Raw genomic sequence first — 21780 nt, 5'->3', positions numbered from 1 at the left:
GTTTGCGTGCTTGCGTCCGTCTCAGTGAAGGGTCGGACGCTTCTTGCTGCGCACCGGGTCTAGGTGTGCATCTTTGTTTTTGCAACCCGCGCGCCATTCGTCTATCGATGGGAGCTCTCGAACGATGACGGCTTCGCGGGTGCGCACCGGCTGGAAGGGATGCGGAGGGGCATGCTCCAAGGATTGGGCGACGCTGCCTCCGCCTGGCGGCTTCTTCTGGCTGTAAACGATCAGCTCGCCAGCAGAGGCCCAGGCGTTGCAGACATTGCGTTGGCGCACCAGCGGTTCGTCCGACAGTGTCTGGCTCATCAGCCCGGCGAGCAGTTGGCCAGCGATTTCGAGTTGTTGCGGATGGGTGGTCATGAAAACTCCTGCGTGTGGGGAGTCCTCATCCAACCAAGAATCGCCACTTCCGCAAGCGCTCGCTTCGAGCCGCATTTCACAAATTTGAATACGGGTAGAATTATCATATCTGCTATGCCCTTCGGCCATAGAAGGCTGCTGATCATCCCCTTTTTCGGGCATGTGGCTTACCAACGAATCCGATCGCAATATTTCATGAAGAACTTTCGGCCAGTAGTCTCGAAAAAGCACCTCGCCCCTCGCAGCGAGGCGCTTAACCATCATCTGAGGCCCCAAAAAAGAAATCCGCAAAGGCCCGCAATCAAAAGAAGGCTTAGACCGAGATAGCGCCAGGAGTGACGGCTGGCAGCCTGGCCGATGCTAGAGAAAACTACCTCGAGGGTTTGCAGGAACACATCGAGCATCGCGATCCCCAACCGGTCTGAAGAGGCGACTTAGATGCCTGCAGAAGCCATTTCGATTCGACTCCGCCAGTTCAAGGCGGCTGTGGAAACACAGGTCTTGTAGACCCGGTCTTTTGTGACGCCAATCAAGTAAGCAGTGATTTGAATAGCGGTCTTCGCAACGTAGCCCCACCCAGGTATCCAGCCCACCGGTCGGGGAACCAAGTTAAACGCCTTGGAACAGTCCATGATTTCTTTGGTCACGGTGCCCAGGATGTCCCCCACCTCAGCATTCATATCCCAGCCCGCAGCAAGTGCGTCGCCCCAAATGGCAGCCGCGACCTTTCGCATTTCCTCTTGGTCTTCAGGCGTAGGAGAGTTAGCGGCTATCGCCGCGCTGGCGTTTGAAGAACTCTGGGAGTCGCTCTGCGAAAGAACCTTGAATGGCGGAGCAAATCGCTTCGCCCAGATCTCTATTGCAGGATGTATCCGGCCGCGCTTGCCACCAAAGTAACGGATCTGCCCCTGCTCACGGTCGTAGTAAGCGGCATAAACGCGGCCATCTGGGTAAACGACGAATGCTGCCGCGTGAGTGTCGGCACTTCCCTCTTTCCATCCATCAAGGAACGTCCCGCCGTCTTTTAGTCGAACGGGGTTGGCGACTTCGTCGAAATTGCCCCTAAAGCTATCAAAGTGGTCACCAAGCAAAGCTCTTAGACTATTCTCAGCGCCTACCTGCGTGACGACTTCCTGAAACGCTGATGGCGGTTCTGGCGACTTACCCCACGCCAAACCTGCCGATGAAAAGAGACATGCTGCAAGAACGGTATTCAAGCCAATCGTTTTCCATTTCACGTCACTTCTCTCCATGTAAATTGGGTTCAATAAAGCGCCTGCCTGGGCTATTACGAAACGCAGATTTGGAGCAGGCCACTGCCTCGTGGCCCGCCGAGTCTACTGAAAGCACTGATGGTCTGCCATCGCATCAATGGCTTGGCCGGCGGCCTAGGCGTGTGCCGGGTTCTTGCCGGAGGCGTATTGGTATTGAAGGCACGGGGTGAACGCCTGGCGGACCAGGACCTCCTGCCGTTTATGAGCGAGGATGGTTTGGTGATCGTAGCCACGCCGAAGCATGACCCGACCGAACTGGTCCACCATGAGCAACGCGTGCTCCACGATGTCGGTTGGAATATCGTCGCAGTCGGCCAACATAGCAACACGTGTTTCATGCAGGCTGTTCGGGTTGCTCATGTCGGCGCGGTCCGAGTTTATGCAGACAGACAACGGCGTCAGCAGCGCATCCGTGGCAAGCGGGCGCTAGCAATCGAGTCCAACCCGGGGCTATGATCGAGGAAACATTGAAAGGAAACCTGCCCAGCAGGCTTTCTGCAACGGTGAGAAGGGCTTAGGTCGGAGGTGATCCGATCCCACTCTCTCCGCCAGTTGTTTCCAAGGTATTGATTTTTAACATAAAAATCTGACTTGGTTTGATTGGAGGCAGGAAGCATGCAGAGGAAACACTCGCATGCGCATCGCTCATCATCTGAGCCGTTCTCCGACCGGTCGTTGGTCGTTTGTCCAACGTGTTCCCATCGATTTGCGAACCATGATGGGCTGCCGGCTTATCAAACGCACTTTGCAAACGAAGGACTTGGCGCAAGCGCATGCACGTGCGGTGGTGCTCGGGGCGGGCTACGCTCGGCTCTTCGCACAGTTGAAGGATCAACGCGTGGCCAAGCTCAGCAAATCGGACGCTGACCTGCTTATTGCTCGACTGACGAGCGCTGAGAACCTCCAGGAACTGACGCTCAACCGCACCCGCCAGCCTGATGGGACGGTGACACAGCAGTGGCAGATCGACAGCCCGAAGGACCTGAGGCTTTATCGGCAGCTGATGGAACTGGAAGCACGGGGTGGGGCAACCGCCCAAGCGTCGCGGCTCCCGGTGGCGGCCTTCAACGCATTCGGAGCGTCGCACCAGGCCACCCCCGGCTCGGCAGTCATCTGCGCCGGCCATTGAGACGATGACGTTGGGAAAGGCTCGGGACGCGTACCTGGCGACCCTCAAGGGCTCGACGCTGCCCAAGACTTACACGATCAAAAAGACGGCGGTCGAATCCTTGGTGAGCTTCTTGGGATCGAAGGCAAAGGTCCACGCCATCACCCGCTCAGATCTGGCTCGATGGTTTCAGGACATGCGCGAGAAGGGCGCTTCAACGCCAACGCTCGCCGACCGGCTCTGCTTGACGACCGTGCAGGCTCGACGAACCCCAACGCGATACCGATCGACCAGATGGCCGACGCGCGTCTTGCGCTGCGCGGGCCTTAGAACTTTTTTGACAGCACGTCCTGCAATGACCTTGTCCAGGCTCAGATCGGCGACCAGCTGCTTGAGCTTGCGGTTCTATTCTCAAGCTGGCGTAGCCGGCGCAGTTCGGCAATGCCGAGCCCGCCGAACTTCTCGCGCCACGCATAGAACGTGGCTTGGCTGATGCCCATCTTGCGGCAGATCGCCTCGACCGTGGTGCCGGTCTCGGCCTGCTTCAGGGCGAACGCGATCTGCGCTTCGGTGAACTTGGACTTCTTCATGGCGACGGGCCTGCTTGGGCCTGAGTGTCGCCGAATCTTCTAGTTCTGGCTGGTCCAAGTTATAGGGAGGAGGTCAGATACGTCTCAAGCGGTGCGACAGCGTTGCCGATACTTGAGCTTTAGGGACAGAGCCGAGCTGCGCCTTCACCTCGAACGCCTGGATACTGCGGTGCCCGCATTGCAGGCCTCTATTCCTGATCTAAACCACGTTGGCAAGCTTTTGCCAACATCGTCGCTGCCATTGTGAGCAAGGCGATGACGAGCGAGGACGCGCAGTTTGTCAGTCGCCGAGCTGAGGAAATCCTGTCCTGGCATGGGCTAACAGACGCGGAACGCCAAGGCTGAAACCAAGTGATCGTCAGGCTGAGCTTACCAAGCCGGTGCTCGACACATGGCACATGATCATCCATTGCTTGGCGTAGGCATACGCTGCGTCCCGATCCGGGAATGCGACACTCGGGACCAAGTAGCGGTGCAGCGTAATACCGCCTGGCCTCGAAATTAGGAGCTCTGGTAAAAAATTTTCGTCGGACGGGGTGATGTGGGCTGTGAGCAGGTAATCGCCCACGTGCCGAGTTGCTATAAAACTCAACAGTGATCCTCCCCGATGGTGCTATGCACTTTTGGGTATATTAAATTTAGAATGTGCGAGAGTAGACGCTTTACAGCACAGACTCCAGCTGACCACGCTTGTCGCCTATGCCTAACGCAGCGGTCTCATAGGCTGGAGGGATGCTGTCTAACTGAGATGTCGCTTCAGCCATTCGGCACCCATCGTTGAAAAGCCGGACCATGCAGCGTCTTTCTTTGCCAGCTTAGCAACCAGAAGGGGATCCTCCTGATCAAGGTGCCGCCTTAACACGTCGCGTATGGTGCTCGCATTTCCCAGATGGCCGATGAGCCAAGTCGAGCCTATGTCGTTAGACCAAGGGCGTCCAATTTCTTTTATTTTTGAAAATAAACTTGTGTAATCTTTTGTGTTGTTCTTGCATTCGAAACTAACCATGTATATCGGCACGCAGAACTCCTTTCGCTTGGTGTTTGCATTATGCCTACTCGCAATGCCATTAGGCCGAAATCGTCGTCATTAGTCGCGAAGATTGCCTAGCACGATGCGGCGCAAAGTGAAGCTTGGACTAGTCCAGGCCGTCACATCCTTGGGCATGCAATTCCGAACGCTCTATCTCTTGAGCTTCCCGACGCCGGCACGTTGCGATCGAAGGCAGCTGAGCCAGGCAACCACTTGGTCATCGGTGGCTGTCAGCACACCAGCCTAGCGGCACAGGAGCATAGCCTGATCTTCACCCAGATCATCTGGTGACGCTGAACTGCAACAGCGATGTATGGACATTGTTCGGCGTGACCAGAACGCGGTGAGCTTCAAGTCAGAAGTTTACGTTGAGCAAGCCCTTGCAGGCGGGCCTGGCTTGTATCTCATCGTCAGTACGGACAAACGTGACGATCCCCGCGGCGTTTCGCGGGTCGGGCCTGAGATGGAGCCGCGTGATGGCTCATCGCGACATTGACCGGCATCTCCAAAACTTCGAGCAGCGCCGCCGCCAATGATCGGTCCAAACCAGCACATTGAAGTGGTGTGTTTTTTTGCTCAAAGATGTGGCGTGCTTGGTTACTGCCTTTACGAAGTGGCAGCTGCCGCGCGGAGTAAACAATGATGTCAGATCAACTGGCTAGTCCCTTCCGCGCAGAGCGCTTGTCCTCCGGTTGCAGAAAAGCATTTCCCTTCTGATCAGCTGTGGAATCATCCCCGGTCAATAGTGAGGTGCACGGCATTGAAGTTGCGTTTGCCTTCTTCAAGCTTTCGGGTCAATACCAGCCCTTGTATAGGGTGAATACACCCCAGGTATCTATCAGGCCGTGAGCCACGATCAGCGCCCAAGCATTGCGGTCAGATCTGAGGTAAGCAAAGCAAAAGATGCTGCCGACGATTCCCGTCAGCAGAACGCCTGCGATCCCCTGCGCTGCATGCATCAAGCCGAAGATGGCACCGCCAACAATTGAGGAGGTGATTTGACCTCCTCGAAATGTTGAAAGTAGCCGTTCAAGTTGATGCATTAGGAAGCACCTGAACACCAGTTCTTCTCCCAGTGCTGCACTAAGCCAAGCCAATCCGATCAACCGAACACTTGCCTTAATGTTTCCTCGCAGCGCGCCATAGGCGCTGTAATCGGTCTTTGTTCCGGTCAGCTGGTCGATGAGGGGTTGCAGAACTGGCGTGACGAGGCCGATGATGATTGCCGTCAAAACGACAATCCAGATCAGTGACCGTGTTGCGCTATGGCGCCTGATACCGGCTGCCGCAAATGAGTGCGTCTCCCAGCGAATCACTACTAAGCCGATGAGCCCAACGAGCGGCATACGCCAAGGGAAAGCTAGCCACGGGAAATATGCCAGAGCAAGGATCGAAAGGAACAGTGCTAACCGAAGCAACGGATGCAGAGCATTCGGATGGTCAGAGGGCTGAGCTGTAACGTGTGTTGTGCGGCGCATGTAGAGCAGGGCTGATGGATGGATGTCCGAGGTTAGCTAAGGCTACGTCTGGCGCCGTGTGCCAAAGGGCATGCCACATCAAGGCATCGTTTGAGGGCCGCCGCCGCGCCGACTTGTGTAGCCATGCTGCGAGAGAAAGATGATTTTTTTCGCATGACTTTCGTAGGTGGTCCGTGCTTTGTCGCGTCTACGACGACCGTCATCGAGATGGTGCAAGACGCCAACCAACGCTCTGCATGCTTGTCAGCGGCCTTGCGAGCTTTGAACGCAACACCGCTAAGACGTTGGCGATCGCGCGTCAGGCCTGCAGGTCTGTAGACGGGGAGTTCCGGCAACTAAGTTTTGCCGTGCGCAGTAACGCGTAACAAGGCAAATCAACGAACTCTTGAATTCGCATGGATTACAAGAATGTACGCGCTAGCCGGAGGACGTGCAGCCGATGCTTTGCTAGCGGCCGCCCTGAAACTTGAACGTGAAACGCGCCGCCGACCCTGCGGCGGTCTGATTGATCGGTACGGGTGTAGCGTCGACGAGTGTCAACATGCCATCAGCAACAGGCACCGGAATACCTAGCGTGAGCTCGACCTGCTTTGACCAGCCACCGCCGAACACGGTTGCCCTGACGATCAACCGGCCCTCCACGATGCATTGCACGTCAGGGGGACAACGGCTGTCTTCGATGATGCGGTCGGGACGCACTTTGGGGCCGTCGACTGCCGCAACTTTGCCCAGGCCCACGGGGCCTTCGAGGGGATGGACCTTGGGGGCGGCCGCTACACATCCTGCAAGTGAAATGACCGCCAGACCCGCCAGCATCCTGGATCGCTTCCATGGGACCACAAGAGCATTTCGTTGATTGTTTCGCATGGTTGGCGGCGGGTCCCACGATGGCTCAAGTGTCACACGACTCCACGATGGACAGTTCAGATGGCGGTCTGGCAGCAACAGGAACGTAATCCCTTCGAGTGTGGAAGTCAGTTCGCTGTCGTGGCTAACAGAACTGTGCAGAGAACAATCAGTGCGCCTGCTGATGAGCGCGGTGGGCACTGCGGCAGAGCGTGATCTGCGAAGGCTTGCTCGGCTCGCTTAAACGACACGTCTACCGCCGAGAGACCAGACACCCGATGTAGTGAGAGTTGATCTTTCCGAATCTTCGGGCGGCATCACAACCCAAGATGCGGCGAACGACCGCCAGACAGGATGTGAGTTTTCCAATTTTAAGAAACCGTCCATGGTTGTGGGTAGAGCCCGCCACTCCTTATTAGCCGCCGAGTCGCCCGTGGCAGCGACAGACGGTTTGCCACGGGATGAGCAATTCTGCGCGCGCTCTAGATCACGGTAGCCCTGACCTTAAACACCTCCACAGCGCCGGTTAGCTGGGCAGAATGCGCTTCCAACGCACGCGCGGCGGTGCTTGCTGCTTCCACCAGACGGACGTTGTGTTGCGTGGTTTCTTCCATCTGGGCGATGGTGTGGTTGACCTGTTCGATGCCGCCGGCCTGTTCCTGCGATGCGGCGGAAATGTGGCCCATGATGTCGGTGACGTGTTGGATGCTGGTGACGACCTCGCCCATGGTGGTGCCGGCCTTGTGTACGAAGGTAGAGCCGTCGGCGACGCGTTGTACGGAGTCGTCGATGAGCCGCTTGATTTCTTTCGCTGCATCGGAGGAGCGGTGCGAGAGGGTGCGCACTTCGGAGGCGACCACGGCGAAGCCGCGGCCTTGTTCGCCCGCGCGTGCGGCTTCGACCGCAGCGTTGAGGGCCAGGATATTGGTCTGGAAGGCGATGCCGTCGATGACCGAGATGATGTCGGCGATGCGCCTGGACGAGGCTTCGATGCTGGACATCTGTTCGATCACCTGGCCGACCACGTCGCGCCCTTCCGAGGCAATGGTGGCTGCGCCGCGAGCGAGCTGGTTGGCGCGGGTTGCGTGTTCGGCATTCTGCTTGACCGTGGAGGTCAGTTCCTCCATCGAGGCGGCAGTTTCTTCGAGGCTAGCGGCCTGTTGTTCGCTACGTTGCGCCAGTTCCTGATTGCCGCCGGCGATGTCTTCTGCAGCGAAGCTGATGCTGTTGGTGGTGGTTTGGATGCGGGTGACAATGTCGGTGAGGCGGTGCACCGTGCTGTTGGCGTCGTCGCGCATCGAGGCAAACACGCCTTGGAAGTTGCCGGACATGCGCACCGTCAGGTCGCCATCGGCGATTGAACGCAGCAGCTCGGAGAACTTGGCTAGGTTGGTGTCGGAGGTAGCCATCATGGTGTTGAGGTTTTCCACCATCAGGCGGAAGTCGTGTTCGAATTTTTTCGGCTGGCCGCGGAGCGCGAAGTTGCCTGCGCATGCGGCCTGCGTGAGTTCCTGGATCTGCGCGTTGATGGCCTGCAGGTTGCGCTTGACCTGTTGCATGGTGGCAGTGATGGCGGCTTTTTCGCCGGGATACTGTTCGATGTCCTGGGTGAGATCGCCAACCGCGTAACTACCCATGACCTGGGTCATGCGCAACTGGGTCTGCACGTGGGCATGCACCAGTGCGTTGGTGTCTTGCACCATGTCGCCGTATTCGCCGGGAAAACGTTGTGCATCGGTGCGGTAGCTGATTTCGCCGACGTCGTGGCGCGCGGCCATATTGCGTTGCGCCGAGATCACTTCCTGCAGGCGTCGCTGCATCTGTTGCATGGCGCGCAGCAGTTGTCCGGATTCGTCGTTACTGGTCGGTGCATCTTGGCTGCGCAGGTCGCCGTCGTTGATGCGCTCTGCCAGGCGCAGCGACTGGCGCAGTGGCAACACCACGCTGCGCGTGAGCAGGAAAGCGATGGCGGCGCCCAGCAGCAGCGCGATGATGGTGGAAGCAACCATCAACGTCGCGAAGCCACCGGCGGTGGCGACGGCTTGCTTGGCGGCGGCGCGGTTCTTGGTTTCCTGCAGGTCGATGAAGGCGTTTATGCTGGCCAGCCAGGCGATGAAGGCCGGGCGCGCTTCCTGCAGCAGCTGCTGTTCTGCATGCGGCTTATCACTGGCATCGCGGAAGCCCCGCACCTGGGCGATCAGTGGCAGGGTGCGCTGCTCGATGACCTTGATCTGCTGGAGGATGTCTTTTTCTTTGGCATCGCTTGAGTTGGCGATCATGTCGTCGAGCGGTTGCGCGGAGCGTGCGTAATCGGCAGCGAGCTTGTCGATCAATTGTTCTGCGGCGTGCCGGTTGGTGAGGTCGTCCATCAGCACGACGTCGCGCAGGGCGATGGCGCGGTCGTGGACACTGCCGCGAAAGTTGATCGCGTAGCGTTGCTTGACGCTGTTGACTTCATTGATGGCAGTGAGCTGCTGGTCGATGCTGCGAACGCGTTGGATGCCGACCACGGTCAGGATCACCATCAACACGATGATCGCGAGAAAGCCGAGGGCCAGGCGCTGTCCAATTCGCAAATTTGAGAAGAAATGCATAGGGGTTCGATCGGGATCCGACTAACGGAAGAGCGGGAAGGCCCAGCAACAGCGGGGACGAATGCGCACGCGACGCCGCAGGAGCCAGCGCAACTGCCACTGCTTCTGTTGTGTCTCGACTCGTTCGTTAGCGACCTCTTGCTTTGGAACTGAAGCCATTGCGCCTGCTGATTCATGTGCTGGTGGGGCTGGCTATTACGTTGCGAAATAACCCATGGCGCTTGCGTCCGTGGCGCTGCCGTGCGCGGGTCATCAGTGCTGTCACAGCGCTTACCGATAGTGGGAAAGATCCGGCGCCTAGATCGCGGGCGTCACCCACGTGATTGCAATGTGCTGCTCGCTTGGCTGGCTGGCGCGTTTGAGCGCGCCATGCAGCAGGTAGATGCCGAGGCGGTGACGCCATGATGGGTGAGGGTCCAGGCGATATTGCCGGCAATGCTGACGCCGGTGATGAGGAGCCGACGCGGCATTGTTGTCACCCGTGGGATGAAATATCAGAGCGGTATTACACGTCCTGACCACAACACTTCAAGTTAGCGATGAGCCGGTGCATGAGCACGACGGTCTGCTGCACTTTGTCTTCGGAAAAGCCTTCCAACGCCACTGCATTCATACCCGACAAGGCACGGCTGCCGACTTCGGCAATCTTGCGCCCGCGTGCGGTGAGCGCCACCAGCGCGGCGCGGCGATCCTGCGGGAAGGTGTGCGCTTGATGAGCTTCAGGCCTTCCAGCTTGTCGAGCAGCGCCACAATGGCCGGCTGTTTCACTGCCGAGGCGATGACCAGGTCACGCTGCAACATCGGGCCTTTCCAGGACAGCAGCATGATCGGGCCGATCAGTGCCAGCGGAAACGCCGCGCGGCCGCAGTTCGGCATCGAACAGGCGGCTGAAGACCCGCGCTGCGTGGTTGGCCAGATAACCAGGCGCGACCGCAGCGTGCGGATGGATGAGTTCATTTTGATCCAGCATCTGTACGACCGTGTATTGCCTGGAGCCTCCAGCGATTTTACGTGTCCTGCAGCGCGTATGCCCTTAGGTGCCCCTTGGCCAAGCGCAAATGCCTGGCCGCTTGGCTGCTGAAGCGAAATTGCGCTGTTGAGCGGCGCGCAACCGGGCGCGCTCAAATGCGTGCAGGCCAAAAACTGCGTTGGCCGTTGCGCACGCTGCACGGTGTCGCAAACACGTCAGGGGAAGCTACTTGTTCAGTCACTGCGCCCGAGGTGGCTGGACGCCAACTGTCATAGGCCAGATGATGGGCGACCGCGTGCGCACTCCGTCTCGCCGACAAGTGATGCGCAAGCTGGCTACCTAGGCTTCAACGGTTGGAAATGATGTACGGATGGGCAATGCATAAGCGCATAGCAGGCGACGCCGCAGTCGTGCACGGCGCCTGCCGGAGCGGTTGCCTGCGCGCAGACGCAGTGCAGGCAAGCACGCTATGAATACGAGGTTTCCGCACGGTGACAGCGTCATGGCGCAGGCGGTGCGCGACCGCAACTGGGCGGTGAGCCCGCTGGGACCCACCGCACAGTGGCCATCTCCGCTGCGCAATGCGATCGAGCTGATGCTGGGTTCGCCCGAGAGCATGTATGTGGTGTGGGGCGATGCGCTGACCTTTTTCTACAACGATGCCTATGCGCCGATCCTGGGTCCGCGCCATGCGCAGGCGCTGGGCGCGCCGCTGCGTGAATTGTGGGCCGATGCGTGGGAGGCCGTGCGTGCGCCGATCGAGGCAGCGTTCTCAGGCCAGGCCTCGCGCTTCGAGGAACTGCCGATCGGCATGAACCGCTACGGCGTGCCGGAGCAGACTTGGTGGACGTTCTCGTTCTCGCCGATCTATCTGGACGATGGCCAGGTGGGCGGCGCGTTCTGCGTGACCAACGAAGTCACTGCACGCAAGCTGGCGCAAGCGCGGCTGGCCGACGAACACGAGCGCTTGATTCGGCTGTTTGAGCAGGCGCCGATGTTCATGGCCTTTTTGAGCGGGCCGCAGCATCGGGTGGAGTTCGCCAACCCGTGCTATTCACGGTTGATCGGCCATCGCGATGTGATCGGGCGGCCGCTGGCCGAGGCACTGCCCGATGCAGCGGAGCAGGGGCATTTGCTTCGTCTGGATGAGGTGTATCGATCTGGGCGTGCGTTTGCGGCAAATGCACTGCCGTACAACGTGCAAGCCGTGCCGGGCGGCCCCAGCGAGCGGCGCCTGCTGGATCTGGTTTATCAGCCGATCGCCGGCGCCGATGGCACCATCTCCGGCATCTTCGTGCAGGGCCTGGACATCACCGATCGCATCAGCCTGGAACGCGCGGTGCGCGAGGCTGAGGTGCGTAACCGGCAGATCCTGGACAGCGTGATGGATTACGCCATCATCGCCACCGACATGCACGGGCGGGTGACGTCCTGGAATGAAGGCGCGCGGCGCATTCTGGGCTGGAGCGAGGCCGAAATGCTCGGCCAATCGTTGCAGCGCACGTTCACTCCGGAAGATGTCGAGCGCCGCCAGATGCTGATCGAAGCTGCAGCGGCGCTGGAAAGCGGCAGCGGCATGGACGAGCGTTGGCACGTGCGCAAATCCGGCGAGCGGTTCTGGGCCAACGGCTCGTTGATGGTACTGCGCGAAGAAACCGGTGAGGCGATCGGGTTCGTCAAGGTGCTGCGCGACCGTACCGCCGAGCGGCTGGCGAGCGAAGCCTTGCAAAAGAGCGAATGGCGCCTGGATGCATTGGTACGCGCCTCCTCGCAGTCGATTTTTTCCGCCAGCGCAGATTGGCGCCAGCTGCGCCAACTGGTGGGCGACGGTGTGTTGAGTGAGGCGGTTTCGGCTACGCCGCACTGGCAGGAGATGGTGCACCCGGACGACCGCGCGCGGTTGGCAGACGTGCTGGCGCAGACGACTGCCAACAGGTCTGGCGTTGATGTGGAATACCGCGTGCTCGGCGCTGATGGACGCGTGGGCTGGACCTTGATGCGCGCGATTCCGCTGCTGGATGAGCAAGAGCGGATTGCCGAGTGGTTCGGTACCTCGGCCGATATCACCGACAAGCGCGTCGCCGAAGAGCAGCTGCGCCAGCTCACCGAAACGCTGGAAGAGCGCGTGCGCGAACGTAGCGCGGCGTTGTTGCTGGCCGAAGAAAAGCTGCGTCAGAGCCAGAAAATGGAAGCGGTGGGGCAGCTGACCGGCGGGCTGGCGCACGATTTCAATAATCTGCTCACCGCCATCAGCGTTGGCCTGGAACTGCTGCAGACGCGCATCGAGCAGGGCAAGTACGACCGCCTGGACCGCTATGTGGAGATGGCGCAATCCAGCGCGGCCCGTGCCACCGCGTTGACGCAGCGGCTGCTGGCGTTTTCGCGCAGACAAACGCTGGCGCCGACCGCGGTTGACGTGGAAGCGCTGGTGCGCGACATGCACGACATCATCGCGCGCACGCTGGGCCCTTCGATCGCCTTGCAGCTGCGTCCGGCTGACGAAGCGTGGCAGGTGTTGGTGGACGCGCCGCAGCTGGAAAACGCGCTGCTCAACCTGTGCATCAACGCGCGCGATGCCATGCCCGATGGCGGCGAGCTCACCATCAGCCTGCATAACCGCACGCTGGATGTCGCGGCCGCTCAGCAGCTGGAGTTGCCTGCCGGCGATTACCTGTGCCTGAGCGTGCAAGACACCGGGACCGGCATGAGCGCCGAGGTGATGGCCAAGGTGTTCGAACCTTTTTTCACTACCAAACCGATCGGCCAGGGCACCGGGTTGGGCCTGTCGATGATCTATGGATTCACCCGCCAATCCGGCGGGCACGTGCGCATCGATTCGGAAGTGGGCGTGGGCACCACCATGGCCTTGTATCTGCCGCGTTTCACCGGTGTATTGCCGCAGGATGACGTAACGCCTTCGAACCGGCCGCTGCAGCGCAACGCTTCGCAGAGTTACACCGTGTTGCTGGTGGAAGACGAAACCGCGATCCGCGTTTTGATCTCCGAGGTGCTCACCGAAGCCGGCTACCGCGTGATCGAAACCGCCGAGGGCAATGCGGCGATAGAGCGTTTGCGCTCGCACGAGCACATCGATGTGTTGGTGACTGACGTCGGCCTGACCGGCGGCCTCAACGGGCGCCAGGTTGCCGATGCTGGGCGGCAGTCGCGGCCGGCACTGCCGGTGCTTTTTGTCACCGGCTATGCCGCCACGGCTGCCGTGGGCGCAGGGCAGCTGGATGAGGGCATGGAGGTGTTGACCAAGCCCTTCCAGGCAATCGAGCTGGAGCGGCGGATGGCGCAATTGCTGGAGCGGCGCGTGCAGTAAGCTTTGCGAGTCGCGTTAGCTACGAGTAACAACATGCAGCCTGACAACGTGAGCCACGCGATCGCCTAAAAGCTGGCCCAACAGATGCCAGCTTTTAGGTGCGGTTGCGTTTGCTTACAGTGCCGTTTGGACGATGCCCAGCAGATCGCGCAACGAAAATGGCTTGGTCAAAAGACGTATGCCGGAATCGAGGAAGTCAGCGCGTTTGGCGATTTCGCCCGCATAGCCGGTCATGAACACAATGGGCAGCGCGGGGCAAATGATGCGTGCTTTATCGGCAAGGTCGCGTCCGTTCATGCCAGGCAGGCAGATGTCTGACAGCAGCAGATCGAACCGACATGCTTTAGTGAGTTGCGTCAGCGCTTGTTCGGCGTCGGCGGACGCCACCACGTGGTAGCCCTCGTCGCCAAGAATATCTGCAGCCATTTCGCGGATTGCGTCGTCGTCTTCGACCAACAGGATGCGTGCGTTGGGTGATGCGTCAGTCACTGCAGTCCTCGATCAATTGCAACAGTTGCGGTGTGCTTCTCCGGTCACGGTAGGCGCGGTTGCGTGATGGAGGCGTGGGATAACGAAAGTCGCTGTAGTGAAGTCGTTTGTCCGTCCATTCGATAGCGGAAGAAAGGTCCGAGAAGCCATGTCGGCGCCGTCTTGCGACGATGGTCACGTCAGCGATTGCAGCGCCGCGTCAAGCGCGGCAAGCTGATGAATTCAGTCGCGCGCGTACTGACTCGTAACGCCTGCGTGATAAATTCAGGTCTATGAAGAACGTGAAGCCGATGAGCGCAAACCGCATCACTACTGGCAGCACCGGGCTCGACACCATTTTGCGTGGTGGTCTGCCGCCCAATCGTTTGTACCTGCTCGAAGGCCAACCTGGCTCCGGCAAGACAACGCTCGCACTGCAGTTCCTGCTGGATGGTGCGGCCAAGGGCGAGAGTTGCCTGTATGTGACCTTGTCTGAAACCATCGACGAGCTCACCGCGGTGGCTGCCTCGCACAACTGGTCGCTGGATGCGTTGGGCATCTTCGAACTGGCATCGGCTGAGGCGTTTCTGGGCGATGGGCGGCAACAATCCATCCTGCATCCGTGGGAAATGGAGCTGGATGGCACCATCAAGCTCATCCAGGCCGAAGTGGACCGGGTCAAGCCAACGCGAGTGGTGTTCGATTCGCTGTCCGAGTTGCGCCTGCTGGCGCAGGATTCGCTGCGCTACCGCCGCCAGGTGCTGGCGCTCAAGCAGTATTTCGCGCCGCGCAACATCACGGTGTTTCTGGTGGACGATCTCACCGACGAGAATGGTGAGCGCGATGCGCATCTGCATAGCTTGTGCCACGGGGTGATTTCGCTGGAGCGCATGACGCTGGATTTCGGTGCAGCGCGGCGACGCATGCAGGTGCAGAAATTGCGTGGCGTGGATTTCATCGCCGGGTATCACGATCTGACCATCGTCACCGGCGGCATGCGTATCTATCCGCGTCTGATCGCCTCCGATCACCATACCCCGTTCGTCGGCGAGCCAGTGCCGAGTGGTGTGGAGCGTATCGATGCATTGCTGCATGGCGGCCCGTTGCGCGGCACCAGTACCTTGCTGACCGGGCCTGCCGGGGCTGGCAAGACCAACCTGGCGTTGCAGTACGTGGTGGCGGCATGTGAGCGCGGCGAGCATTGCTGCGTGCTTGAGTTCGACGAGCGCACCGGGACCTTGTTGAAGCGTGCCGAAGGCCTGGGCATGGATCTGCGCAAGTATCTGGATTCGGAACTGCTGGAATTGCACCAGATGGACCCTGCCGAACTCACTCCGGGCGAGTTCGCCTGGACGGTGCGTGACAGCGTGGAAGAGCGCGGCTGTCGCATTCTGGTGATCGACAGCCTCAACGGGTATCTGTCGTCGATGCCGCAGGAAAAGCAGCTGATGCTGCAAATGCACGAGCTGTTGTCGTATCTCAACCAAAGCGGCGTGACCACGTTCCTGATCAATCCGCAGCAGGGTTTGGTGGGCAGCATGGCGACCAGCAGCAGTCTCAATGTGTCCTACATGGCCGACACCGTCATCCTGCTGCGCTTTTTCGAGGCGAAGGGACGCATTCGCAAGGCGTTGTCGGTGATCAAGAATCGCAGCGGTGCGCATGAAGATGCGATCCGCGAATTGCGCATCGGGAGTAATGGTCTGCAGCTGAGCCAGCCGCTGGAGAAATTCCACGGTGTGTTGACCGGGACGCCGCAGTTCGTTGGAGACGAAGAACCATTGCTGGATCGTCCCCTTGACTATCTGTGACCCGGACGGCTCCATCGTCCACATCATCGCGCCGTTTGGCCGCGATGCCGAAAGCATTGCCGGCATCGTCGGCGAACGTGGGCTGACGCGTCGCGTCTACGCCACGCTGGCCGCGCTGGCGGGCGATCTGCACGACGCCTCCGGCGTGGTGGTGCTGACCGACGAAGCGATCAGCGGCGACTTGCATGCGCTGTCGCACATTCTGCAGGACCAGCAGACGTGGTCGGACATTCCGTTCGTGTTATTGCGCACGCCGCGTGGTGCGCATAACCAGCGGCATGTGCGTTTACCGGCGGAGATGACCAATGTCATCGAGCTGGAACGGCCACTCAGTTCGGCCTCGTTGCTGAGCGCCATCTCTACTGCGTTGCGCTCGCGGCAGAAGCAGTTTGTGATCCGCGACCAGATGGCGCAGTTGGCCGAGAGCCGTGCGGCCCTTGCGCAGAGCGAAGCCGAACTGCGCCGCGTGACCGATGCGCTGCCGGTGCTGATTGCCTTTATCGATAAGAACCTGGTGTACCGCTTCGCCAATCGTTCTTACGAAGACTGGATCGGCGTGCCGCCTGCCAATGTGATCGGGAAGCCGCTGGCAGACGTGGTGGGGCCTGCGATGGTCGAAGAGCGCCACGCCTGGATCGAGGCGGCCTTGGCGGGGCAGACATTGAACATCGAGACCAGCTGGCCGCATGCCGATGGGCGCCGCCGCGAGGCAGAAATCCGCTACATGCCGCGCTTCGATGCGGATGGCCAGGTGGATGGTTTCCATGTGTTCGCCACCGATGTGACCGCGCGCGCGCTGGCGCTGGAATCGATGCAGCAGCAGGCCAGCGTGCTGGAAGCCAAGGTGGTCGAACGCACCGCTGAACTGCAGCAACAGATGCTGGCGCGCGAATCCAGCGAAGCAGCATTGCGCCAGGCGCAGAAGATGGAAGCGGTGGGCCAGCTCACCGGCGGCATCGCGCACGATTTCAACAACATGCTCACCGGCATTTTGTCTGCGCTGGATCTGGCGCGGCTGCGCATCGACCAGGGGCGCACCGAAGGGCTGGGCCGCTTTCTGGATGTGGCCTCGGCGTCGGCCTTGCGCGCGGCCGCGCTCACCCAGCGGCTGCTGGCGTTTTCGCGTCGGCAATCGCTGCAAGCGCGGCATCTGCAATTGAACGATCTGGTGGTGTCGCTGCAGGAGTTGTTGACGCGCACGCTGGGCGAGTCGGTGCGCCTGGAAACCGATCTGCAAGCAGATCTGCCGCAGGCGTACGTCGACGAAAATCAGCTGGAAAGCGCGCTCCTCAACCTGGCCATCAACGCGCGCGATGCCATGCCCGATGGTGGGCAGCTGCGCATCGCGACGCGCCACCTGCAGGTGGACGATCAGCCGCTGGAACTCGGTCGTGGCATCGCGTTAGCGCCTGGCGACTACGTGGTGGTGTCGGTGGCCGATACCGGAACCGGCATGCCGGCGGATGTGCTGGAACGCGTATTCGAGCCGTTCTACACCACCAAGCCGACCGGCCAGGGCACCGGCCTGGGCATGTCGATGATCTACGGCTTCATGCAGCAGTCCAACGGCCAGGTGTGGGTGGAATCGCAGCAAGGCGCGGGCACCACGGTCAGCCTGTATCTGCCCGCCGGGATTTCCGTGCAAAGCGTGTTGCCGCCCACGCAGAGCGATTCAGTTTTGGCCGGGCAGGGCCAGCAAGTGCTGGTGGTGGAAGACGACGAACAGGTACGGTTGCTGGTCACCGAATTGCTCAGCGAACTGGGTTACCAGGCCGACGTGGTGGCCGATGCGGACGCGGCGCTGCCGATTCTGGCCTCGCCACGACAGATCGATCTGTTGGTCACCGATGTCGGCTTACCGGGCCTCAATGGGCGCCAGTTGGCCGAGATCGCGCGGCAGTCGCGGCGCGATCTGCCGGTGATCTTCATGACCGGCTACGCGGAAACGGCGCGTGACCGTGGCGAGTTTCTCGGCGAAGGTATGAGCATGATCGCCAAGCCATTCACCCTGGGCGAGTTCAGCGGAAAGCTGCACGAAGTGCTGGGGCCATCGGTCTGAGAGTGAGTAGCACAACTTAGCGAGTGTCGTCAGCTGGGCATGGACATCGCATGGAGCCTGTTACTCGCCTAATACGTGCGCTGTTTAATCGGCTAGCGTGGCAGCCATCGCGCATCAGGGCCAGCCACCCAGCAGCCGCCTGCCTCAGCGCGCGCCACGCTCGGACTGCCGCGCACTGGCCATCGATTCGGCCACCGCGATCTTGCCTGCCACCGCTTTCTGCATCGGCGAGCCAGTTTCCAGCAAGCCATGCAGATGGCGCCAATGTGCGGTGGCCGCCGCAAAGTCCTGCTGCTGAAAATCACTGATGCCGAGCAACCATAGGCCGCGCTGATTGTCCGGCTCGCGTGCAATCACCTGTTGCAATCGTGTGCGCGACGCTGCATCAATGGCGAAGTCGCTATGCGTGGCCATATCTGCTGCTACCCAGCCGACAATGGCGGCGCTGATGTCGGGCGCGATCTTGAGCGCCTGCGCATAGGCCTCACGCGCGTCGGCTGGGCGGTCGTTCTGCTCGTCCGTTTTGGCCTGCTGCATCCAGCGTTCCAGCGCTTGTTCCTGGGGGGCGGCAGGGGTGCTTGCAGCTTGCGCCTGCGCGGTAGCTGGTGCTGTCGCCTCGGCTTGCGGTGGCTGTGACGCATACACACGCGTGGCCATCGCCTCCGGCGCGCCCACCAGCCGATATAAACCGGCAGTGGCTAACGGCAGGGCGAGCACCAATAAAATCGACAAGCTGTAGCGCGCGTTTCTATTGCCGGTGGGGTGGCGCAGCAGTGGCACCAACAACAGCAGCAACGCCACCACCACCAGGGCTGCGCTTGCGACATAAAAACCCATCATCACCACTCTTCCTCAGCCTGCGGCGCCACCGGTGTCCCGGCGCGCGCGCGTTTGCGCACGGTGTGGATCACCACGCCCGCACCGGCAACCAACATCAGCGCCGGCCCGAACCACAGCAGCCAGGTGCCGCGCTTGACCGGTGGGTCGTACAGCACGAAATCCGAATAGCGCTCCACCATGTACTGCTTGATCTGCGCATCGCTCTTGCCGGCCTGCAGTTGCGCGAACACCTGATGCCGCAGGTCGCGCGCAAGGCTGGCATTGGAATCGGCCAGGTTTTCGTTCTGGCACACCAGGCAACGCAATTGCGCGGTCAAATGCTGATAGCGCGCCTCCTCGCTGCGGTTCTTGAACGGCAGCGGGTCCACCGCCTGCGCCGCCAGCGAGGGCGCCAGCAGCACACCAAGCAGCAACACCAGCAGCAGGCGCACACGCCGGCCTGCTGTGCGCCAATGCAACAGCAGTGTGTGACGCGCCGACGCCATCACGGCGTTCCCTTGGGCAGCGCGGCAATGGCCGGCAGCAACTCATCGTTGATGGCATCCGGGGTCAGCACGCCGATGTGCTTGTAGCGGATGATGCCCTGCGCATCGATCAGAAATGTTTCCGGCGCGCCGTAGACGCCGAAGTCGATGGCGGTCTGGCCGGCTTCATCGGCGATTATCAGCGCATACGGGTTGCCAAGTCGCGCGAGCCAGGCGGTGGCATCGGCGGGCACATCCTTGTAGTTGTAGCCGATCAGCGGCACGCCCAACCGGATGGCCTGCGCCATCAACACCGGGTGTTCGTGCACGCATTCGGCGCACCAGCTGCCGAACACATTGAGCACGTACGGCTTGCCCAGCAATTGATCACGGCTGACGCGTTGTTCGGGTTGATTCAGTCGCGGTAACGAGAACGCTGGTGCCGGTTTGCCTATCAACGGCGAAGGCACATCGCGCGGATTGTGCTGCATCGTCCACAAGATGCCGAAGCCGAACAGCGCTGCCAGCAACAGGAAGCCCAGCAAGGGCAGTAGACGATTCACGGGAGCGATTCCTGTGCGATGACGACAGCCGGATGTGCTGCAGATGCGGCCGATGTGATTGCGGTCGCCGGCGTACGAAATCGACGTGCGCAGGCGCTGACAAAACCACCCAGCATCATCAGCAGGCCGCCGGCCCAGATCCAGCGAATGAAGGGTTTGTAGTACAACCGCAGTGTCCAGTCGTTTTCGATGTGCTGATCATCCAGCGGCTCGCCGAGTGCCACATACAGGTCGCGGGTGATGCCGGGATCGATCGCCGATTCGGTCTGAATGCGCTCGCTGCTGTACAGGCGTTTTTGCGGATGCAATTGCGCGACCACCTGGCCGTCGCGGCTGACCTGCACGCTGCCTTGTTCGGCCTTCCAGTTCGGGCCATCCACCAACTGCACGCCATCGAAGCGGAAGCGGTAGCCGGCAATCTGCGCGCTCTCGCCGGGCGACAACCGCACATCGCGTTCCACCGACAGGCTTTCGGACACCAGCACGCCGGCAACGAACACTGCAACGCCCGCATGCGCGATCAGCATGCCGGCCATTTCAGCCGGAAAGCGCCGGCCACGCGGCATGTCGCGCCAGCGTTTGACCACGTACAACGCGGTGCCGGCGGCCACCCATGCGGCGACACCGATGCCAGCAATCGCCTTGGCCTGGCCATCGGCAACCACACTGCCCACCAACGCGCAGGCGATCGCGGCGATACCGGCGCGCGTGCCGAGTGCTTTCAACGGTGCGGCTTCGGCCTTGCCCCAGCGCAGGTACGGGCCGAACGGCAGCAACAGCATCACCGGCAACATCAATAAGGGAAACAGCAGGCCGAAGTAGGGCGGCCCGACCGACACCTTGCCCAGGCCGAACGCATCGGCAATCAGCGGGAACAAGGTACCGAGCAACACCATGGCGGCAGCCACGGTGAGCAGCAGGTTGCCGATGAGGATGCCGGTTTCGCGCGAGGCGGCAGCGAACGGTTTGCCGCTGGCAATCTTGGGCGCGCGTAGCGCATACAACAGCAACGAGCCGCCGACCACCGCGACCAGAAAAATGAGGATGTACAAGCCGCGACGCGGATCGGCAGCGAAGGCATGCACCGAGGTCAGCACGCCCGAGCGCACCAGGAACGTGCCCAGCAGCGACAGCGAAAACGCCAGGATCGACAGCAGGATGGTCCACGCGCGCAGGCTACCGCGTTTTTCGGTCACTGCCTGGGTGTGGAGCAAGGCGGTGCCGACCAGCCAGGGCATGAAACTGGCGTTTTCCACCGGATCCCAGAACCACCAGCCGCCCCAGCCCAGTTCCGCATACGCCCACCAGCTACCGGCGACGATGCCGGCGGTGAGGCAAGCCCATGCCACATTGGTCCACGGCCGCGCCCAGCGCACCCAGGCCTGTTCCAGTTCGCCACCGAGCAATGCCGCCACTGCGAACGCGAACGCCACCGAGAAGCCGACATAGCCGGTGTACAGCACCGGGGGGTGGAAGGTCATGCCCGGATCCTGCAGCACCGGATTGAGTTCGTTGCCATCCAGCGGAATCGGCGACAGCCGCCCGAATGGATTGGAGGTCAGCAGGATGAAGGCCAGAAAGCCCACCGAGATCAGCCCCAGCACCGCCAGCACACGGGCGGCGAAATGCTGCGGCAGATGCCGGCTGAGGGCGGCCAGCAACACCGTCCAGGTGGCGAGGATGGCGATCCACAACAGCAACGAGCCTTCGTGCGCGCCCCACACCGCAGCGAAGCGGTAGTGCCAGGGTAGGGCGATGTTGGCGTTGGCGGCGACGTAGCCAACCGAGAAATCCAGCGACAACAACGACCAGGCGAGCAAGCCGAACGCCATCCACACGAACACCGCCTGGCCCACCGCCGCAGGCCGCGCAATGCCCATCAACGCGGTATTGCCGCGCCACGCGCCGATCAACGGCAACACGCCTTGGGCAAGCGATAACAATAGCGCCAGGATCAGTGCGATCTGGCCGAGTTCAGGCGTCATGGGCGAATCGCA

Annotated in this window: 14 protein-coding genes and 4 pseudogenes; 5 read left to right on the top strand and 13 right to left on the bottom strand. The window is 60.9% G+C overall.

Translation table 11 applies throughout. From position 1 onward, the window contains the following. Positions 1 to 21: 21 nt before the first annotated feature. From NX05_RS09255 to NX05_RS09245, 3 genes are all read right to left on the bottom strand, one after another. Positions 22 to 363 carry a hypothetical protein gene (locus NX05_RS09255; RefSeq protein WP_039432694.1) on the bottom strand — a complete coding sequence of 114 codons (342 nt, stop codon included), beginning with the start codon at positions 361 to 363 and terminating at the stop codon, positions 22 to 24. A 434-nt stretch (positions 364 to 797) separates the two neighbouring features. Further along, positions 798 to 1601: a hypothetical protein gene (locus NX05_RS24880; RefSeq protein ID WP_230597833.1), complete on the bottom strand. Its 804-nt coding sequence runs from the start codon at positions 1599 to 1601 to the stop codon at positions 798 to 800. Between the two features lie 150 nt (positions 1602 to 1751). After that, positions 1752 to 1997, bottom strand: coding sequence for a PIN domain-containing protein (locus NX05_RS09245; protein ID WP_230597835.1), 246 nt, complete (start codon positions 1995 to 1997; stop codon positions 1752 to 1754). A 274-nt stretch (positions 1998 to 2271) separates the two neighbouring features. On the opposite strand from NX05_RS09245, the pseudogene NX05_RS22230 reads away from it, so the two are divergent. Continuing rightward, positions 2272 to 2983, top strand: a pseudogene (locus tag NX05_RS22230) (DUF6538 domain-containing protein); the annotation flags it as partial. On the opposite strand, the pseudogene NX05_RS24875 reads toward NX05_RS22230, so the two are convergent. Then, a pseudogene (locus tag NX05_RS24875) lies at positions 2977 to 3335 on the bottom strand (transposase); the annotation flags it as partial. The pseudogenes NX05_RS22230 and NX05_RS24875 sit on opposite strands and share 7 nt — an antisense overlap. Before the next feature lie 112 nt (positions 3336 to 3447). Between NX05_RS24875 and NX05_RS24870 the strand changes: the two are divergent. Next, positions 3448 to 3680, top strand: a pseudogene (locus NX05_RS24870) (hypothetical protein). A gap of 1479 nt (positions 3681 to 5159) precedes the next feature. Here NX05_RS24870 and NX05_RS09230 read toward each other — a convergent pair. The 4 genes and pseudogenes from NX05_RS09230 to NX05_RS23695 form a co-directional block, all read right to left on the bottom strand. Then, positions 5160 to 5711, bottom strand: a complete 552-nt coding sequence (locus tag NX05_RS09230) for a CPBP family intramembrane glutamic endopeptidase (RefSeq protein WP_010375328.1) — start codon at positions 5709 to 5711, stop codon at positions 5160 to 5162. 579 nt (positions 5712 to 6290) lie between these two features. After that, positions 6291 to 6659 (bottom strand): hypothetical protein, encoded by a 369-nt coding sequence (locus NX05_RS24185; RefSeq protein ID WP_162231357.1) that lies wholly within the window; start codon positions 6657 to 6659, stop codon positions 6291 to 6293. A gap of 512 nt (positions 6660 to 7171) precedes the next feature. Next, the gene (locus NX05_RS09220; RefSeq protein ID WP_039432704.1) at positions 7172 to 9283 is read right to left on the bottom strand and encodes a methyl-accepting chemotaxis protein; all 2112 of its coding nucleotides are present in this window, start codon (positions 9281 to 9283) and stop codon (positions 7172 to 7174) included. A gap of 505 nt (positions 9284 to 9788) precedes the next feature. Continuing rightward, positions 9789 to 10253: pseudogene (locus NX05_RS23695) on the bottom strand (MarR family winged helix-turn-helix transcriptional regulator). A gap of 469 nt (positions 10254 to 10722) precedes the next feature. Here NX05_RS23695 and NX05_RS09205 point away from each other — a divergent pair. After that, positions 10723 to 13578 (top strand): hybrid sensor histidine kinase/response regulator, encoded by a 2856-nt coding sequence (locus tag NX05_RS09205; RefSeq protein ID WP_039432710.1) that lies wholly within the window; start codon positions 10723 to 10725, stop codon positions 13576 to 13578. A 114-nt stretch (positions 13579 to 13692) separates the two neighbouring features. On the opposite strand, the gene NX05_RS09200 is transcribed toward NX05_RS09205, so the two are convergent. Further along, positions 13693 to 14037, bottom strand: a complete 345-nt coding sequence (locus tag NX05_RS09200) for a response regulator (protein ID WP_039433002.1) — start codon at positions 14035 to 14037, stop codon at positions 13693 to 13695. Between the two features lie 302 nt (positions 14038 to 14339). Between NX05_RS09200 and NX05_RS09195 the strand changes: the two genes are divergently transcribed. Then, the gene (locus NX05_RS09195) at positions 14340 to 15857 is read left to right on the top strand and encodes an ATPase domain-containing protein (RefSeq protein ID WP_039432712.1); all 1518 of its coding nucleotides are present in this window, start codon (positions 14340 to 14342) and stop codon (positions 15855 to 15857) included. Next, entirely contained in the window at positions 15844 to 17916 is a 2073-nt protein-coding gene (locus NX05_RS09190; RefSeq protein WP_039432715.1) for an ATP-binding protein, read from the top strand. Before NX05_RS09195 ends, NX05_RS09190 begins: the two co-directional genes overlap by 14 nt. Positions 17917 to 18060: 144 nt before the next feature. Here NX05_RS09190 and NX05_RS09185 read toward each other — a convergent pair whose 3' ends face one another. From NX05_RS09185 to NX05_RS09170, 4 genes are read right to left on the bottom strand one after another with little or no spacing between them, the layout of a single operon-like run. After that, on the bottom strand, positions 18061 to 18756 hold the full coding sequence (locus NX05_RS09185) for a tetratricopeptide repeat protein (RefSeq protein WP_039432718.1): 696 nt from the start codon (positions 18754 to 18756) through the stop codon (positions 18061 to 18063). Then, positions 18756 to 19241, bottom strand: a complete 486-nt coding sequence (locus tag NX05_RS09180; RefSeq protein WP_039432720.1) for a cytochrome c-type biogenesis protein — start codon at positions 19239 to 19241, stop codon at positions 18756 to 18758. The genes NX05_RS09185 and NX05_RS09180 overlap by 1 nt, the downstream gene beginning before the upstream one ends. Next, the gene (locus tag NX05_RS09175; RefSeq protein ID WP_039432723.1) at positions 19241 to 19783 is read right to left on the bottom strand and encodes a DsbE family thiol:disulfide interchange protein; all 543 of its coding nucleotides are present in this window, start codon (positions 19781 to 19783) and stop codon (positions 19241 to 19243) included. Before NX05_RS09175 ends, NX05_RS09180 begins: the two co-directional genes overlap by 1 nt. After that, positions 19780 to 21768: a heme lyase CcmF/NrfE family subunit gene (locus NX05_RS09170; protein ID WP_039432724.1), complete on the bottom strand. Its 1989-nt coding sequence runs from the start codon at positions 21766 to 21768 to the stop codon at positions 19780 to 19782. The genes NX05_RS09175 and NX05_RS09170 overlap by 4 nt, the downstream gene beginning before the upstream one ends. Between the last annotated feature and the right edge of the window lie 12 nt (positions 21769 to 21780).

Source organism: Xanthomonas vasicola (assembly GCF_000772705.2).
GTDB lineage: Bacteria > Pseudomonadota > Gammaproteobacteria > Xanthomonadales > Xanthomonadaceae > Xanthomonas > Xanthomonas vasicola.
The sequence above is the reverse complement of the archived record's forward strand: the minus strand, read 5'-3'. Positions and strand labels throughout refer to the sequence as shown.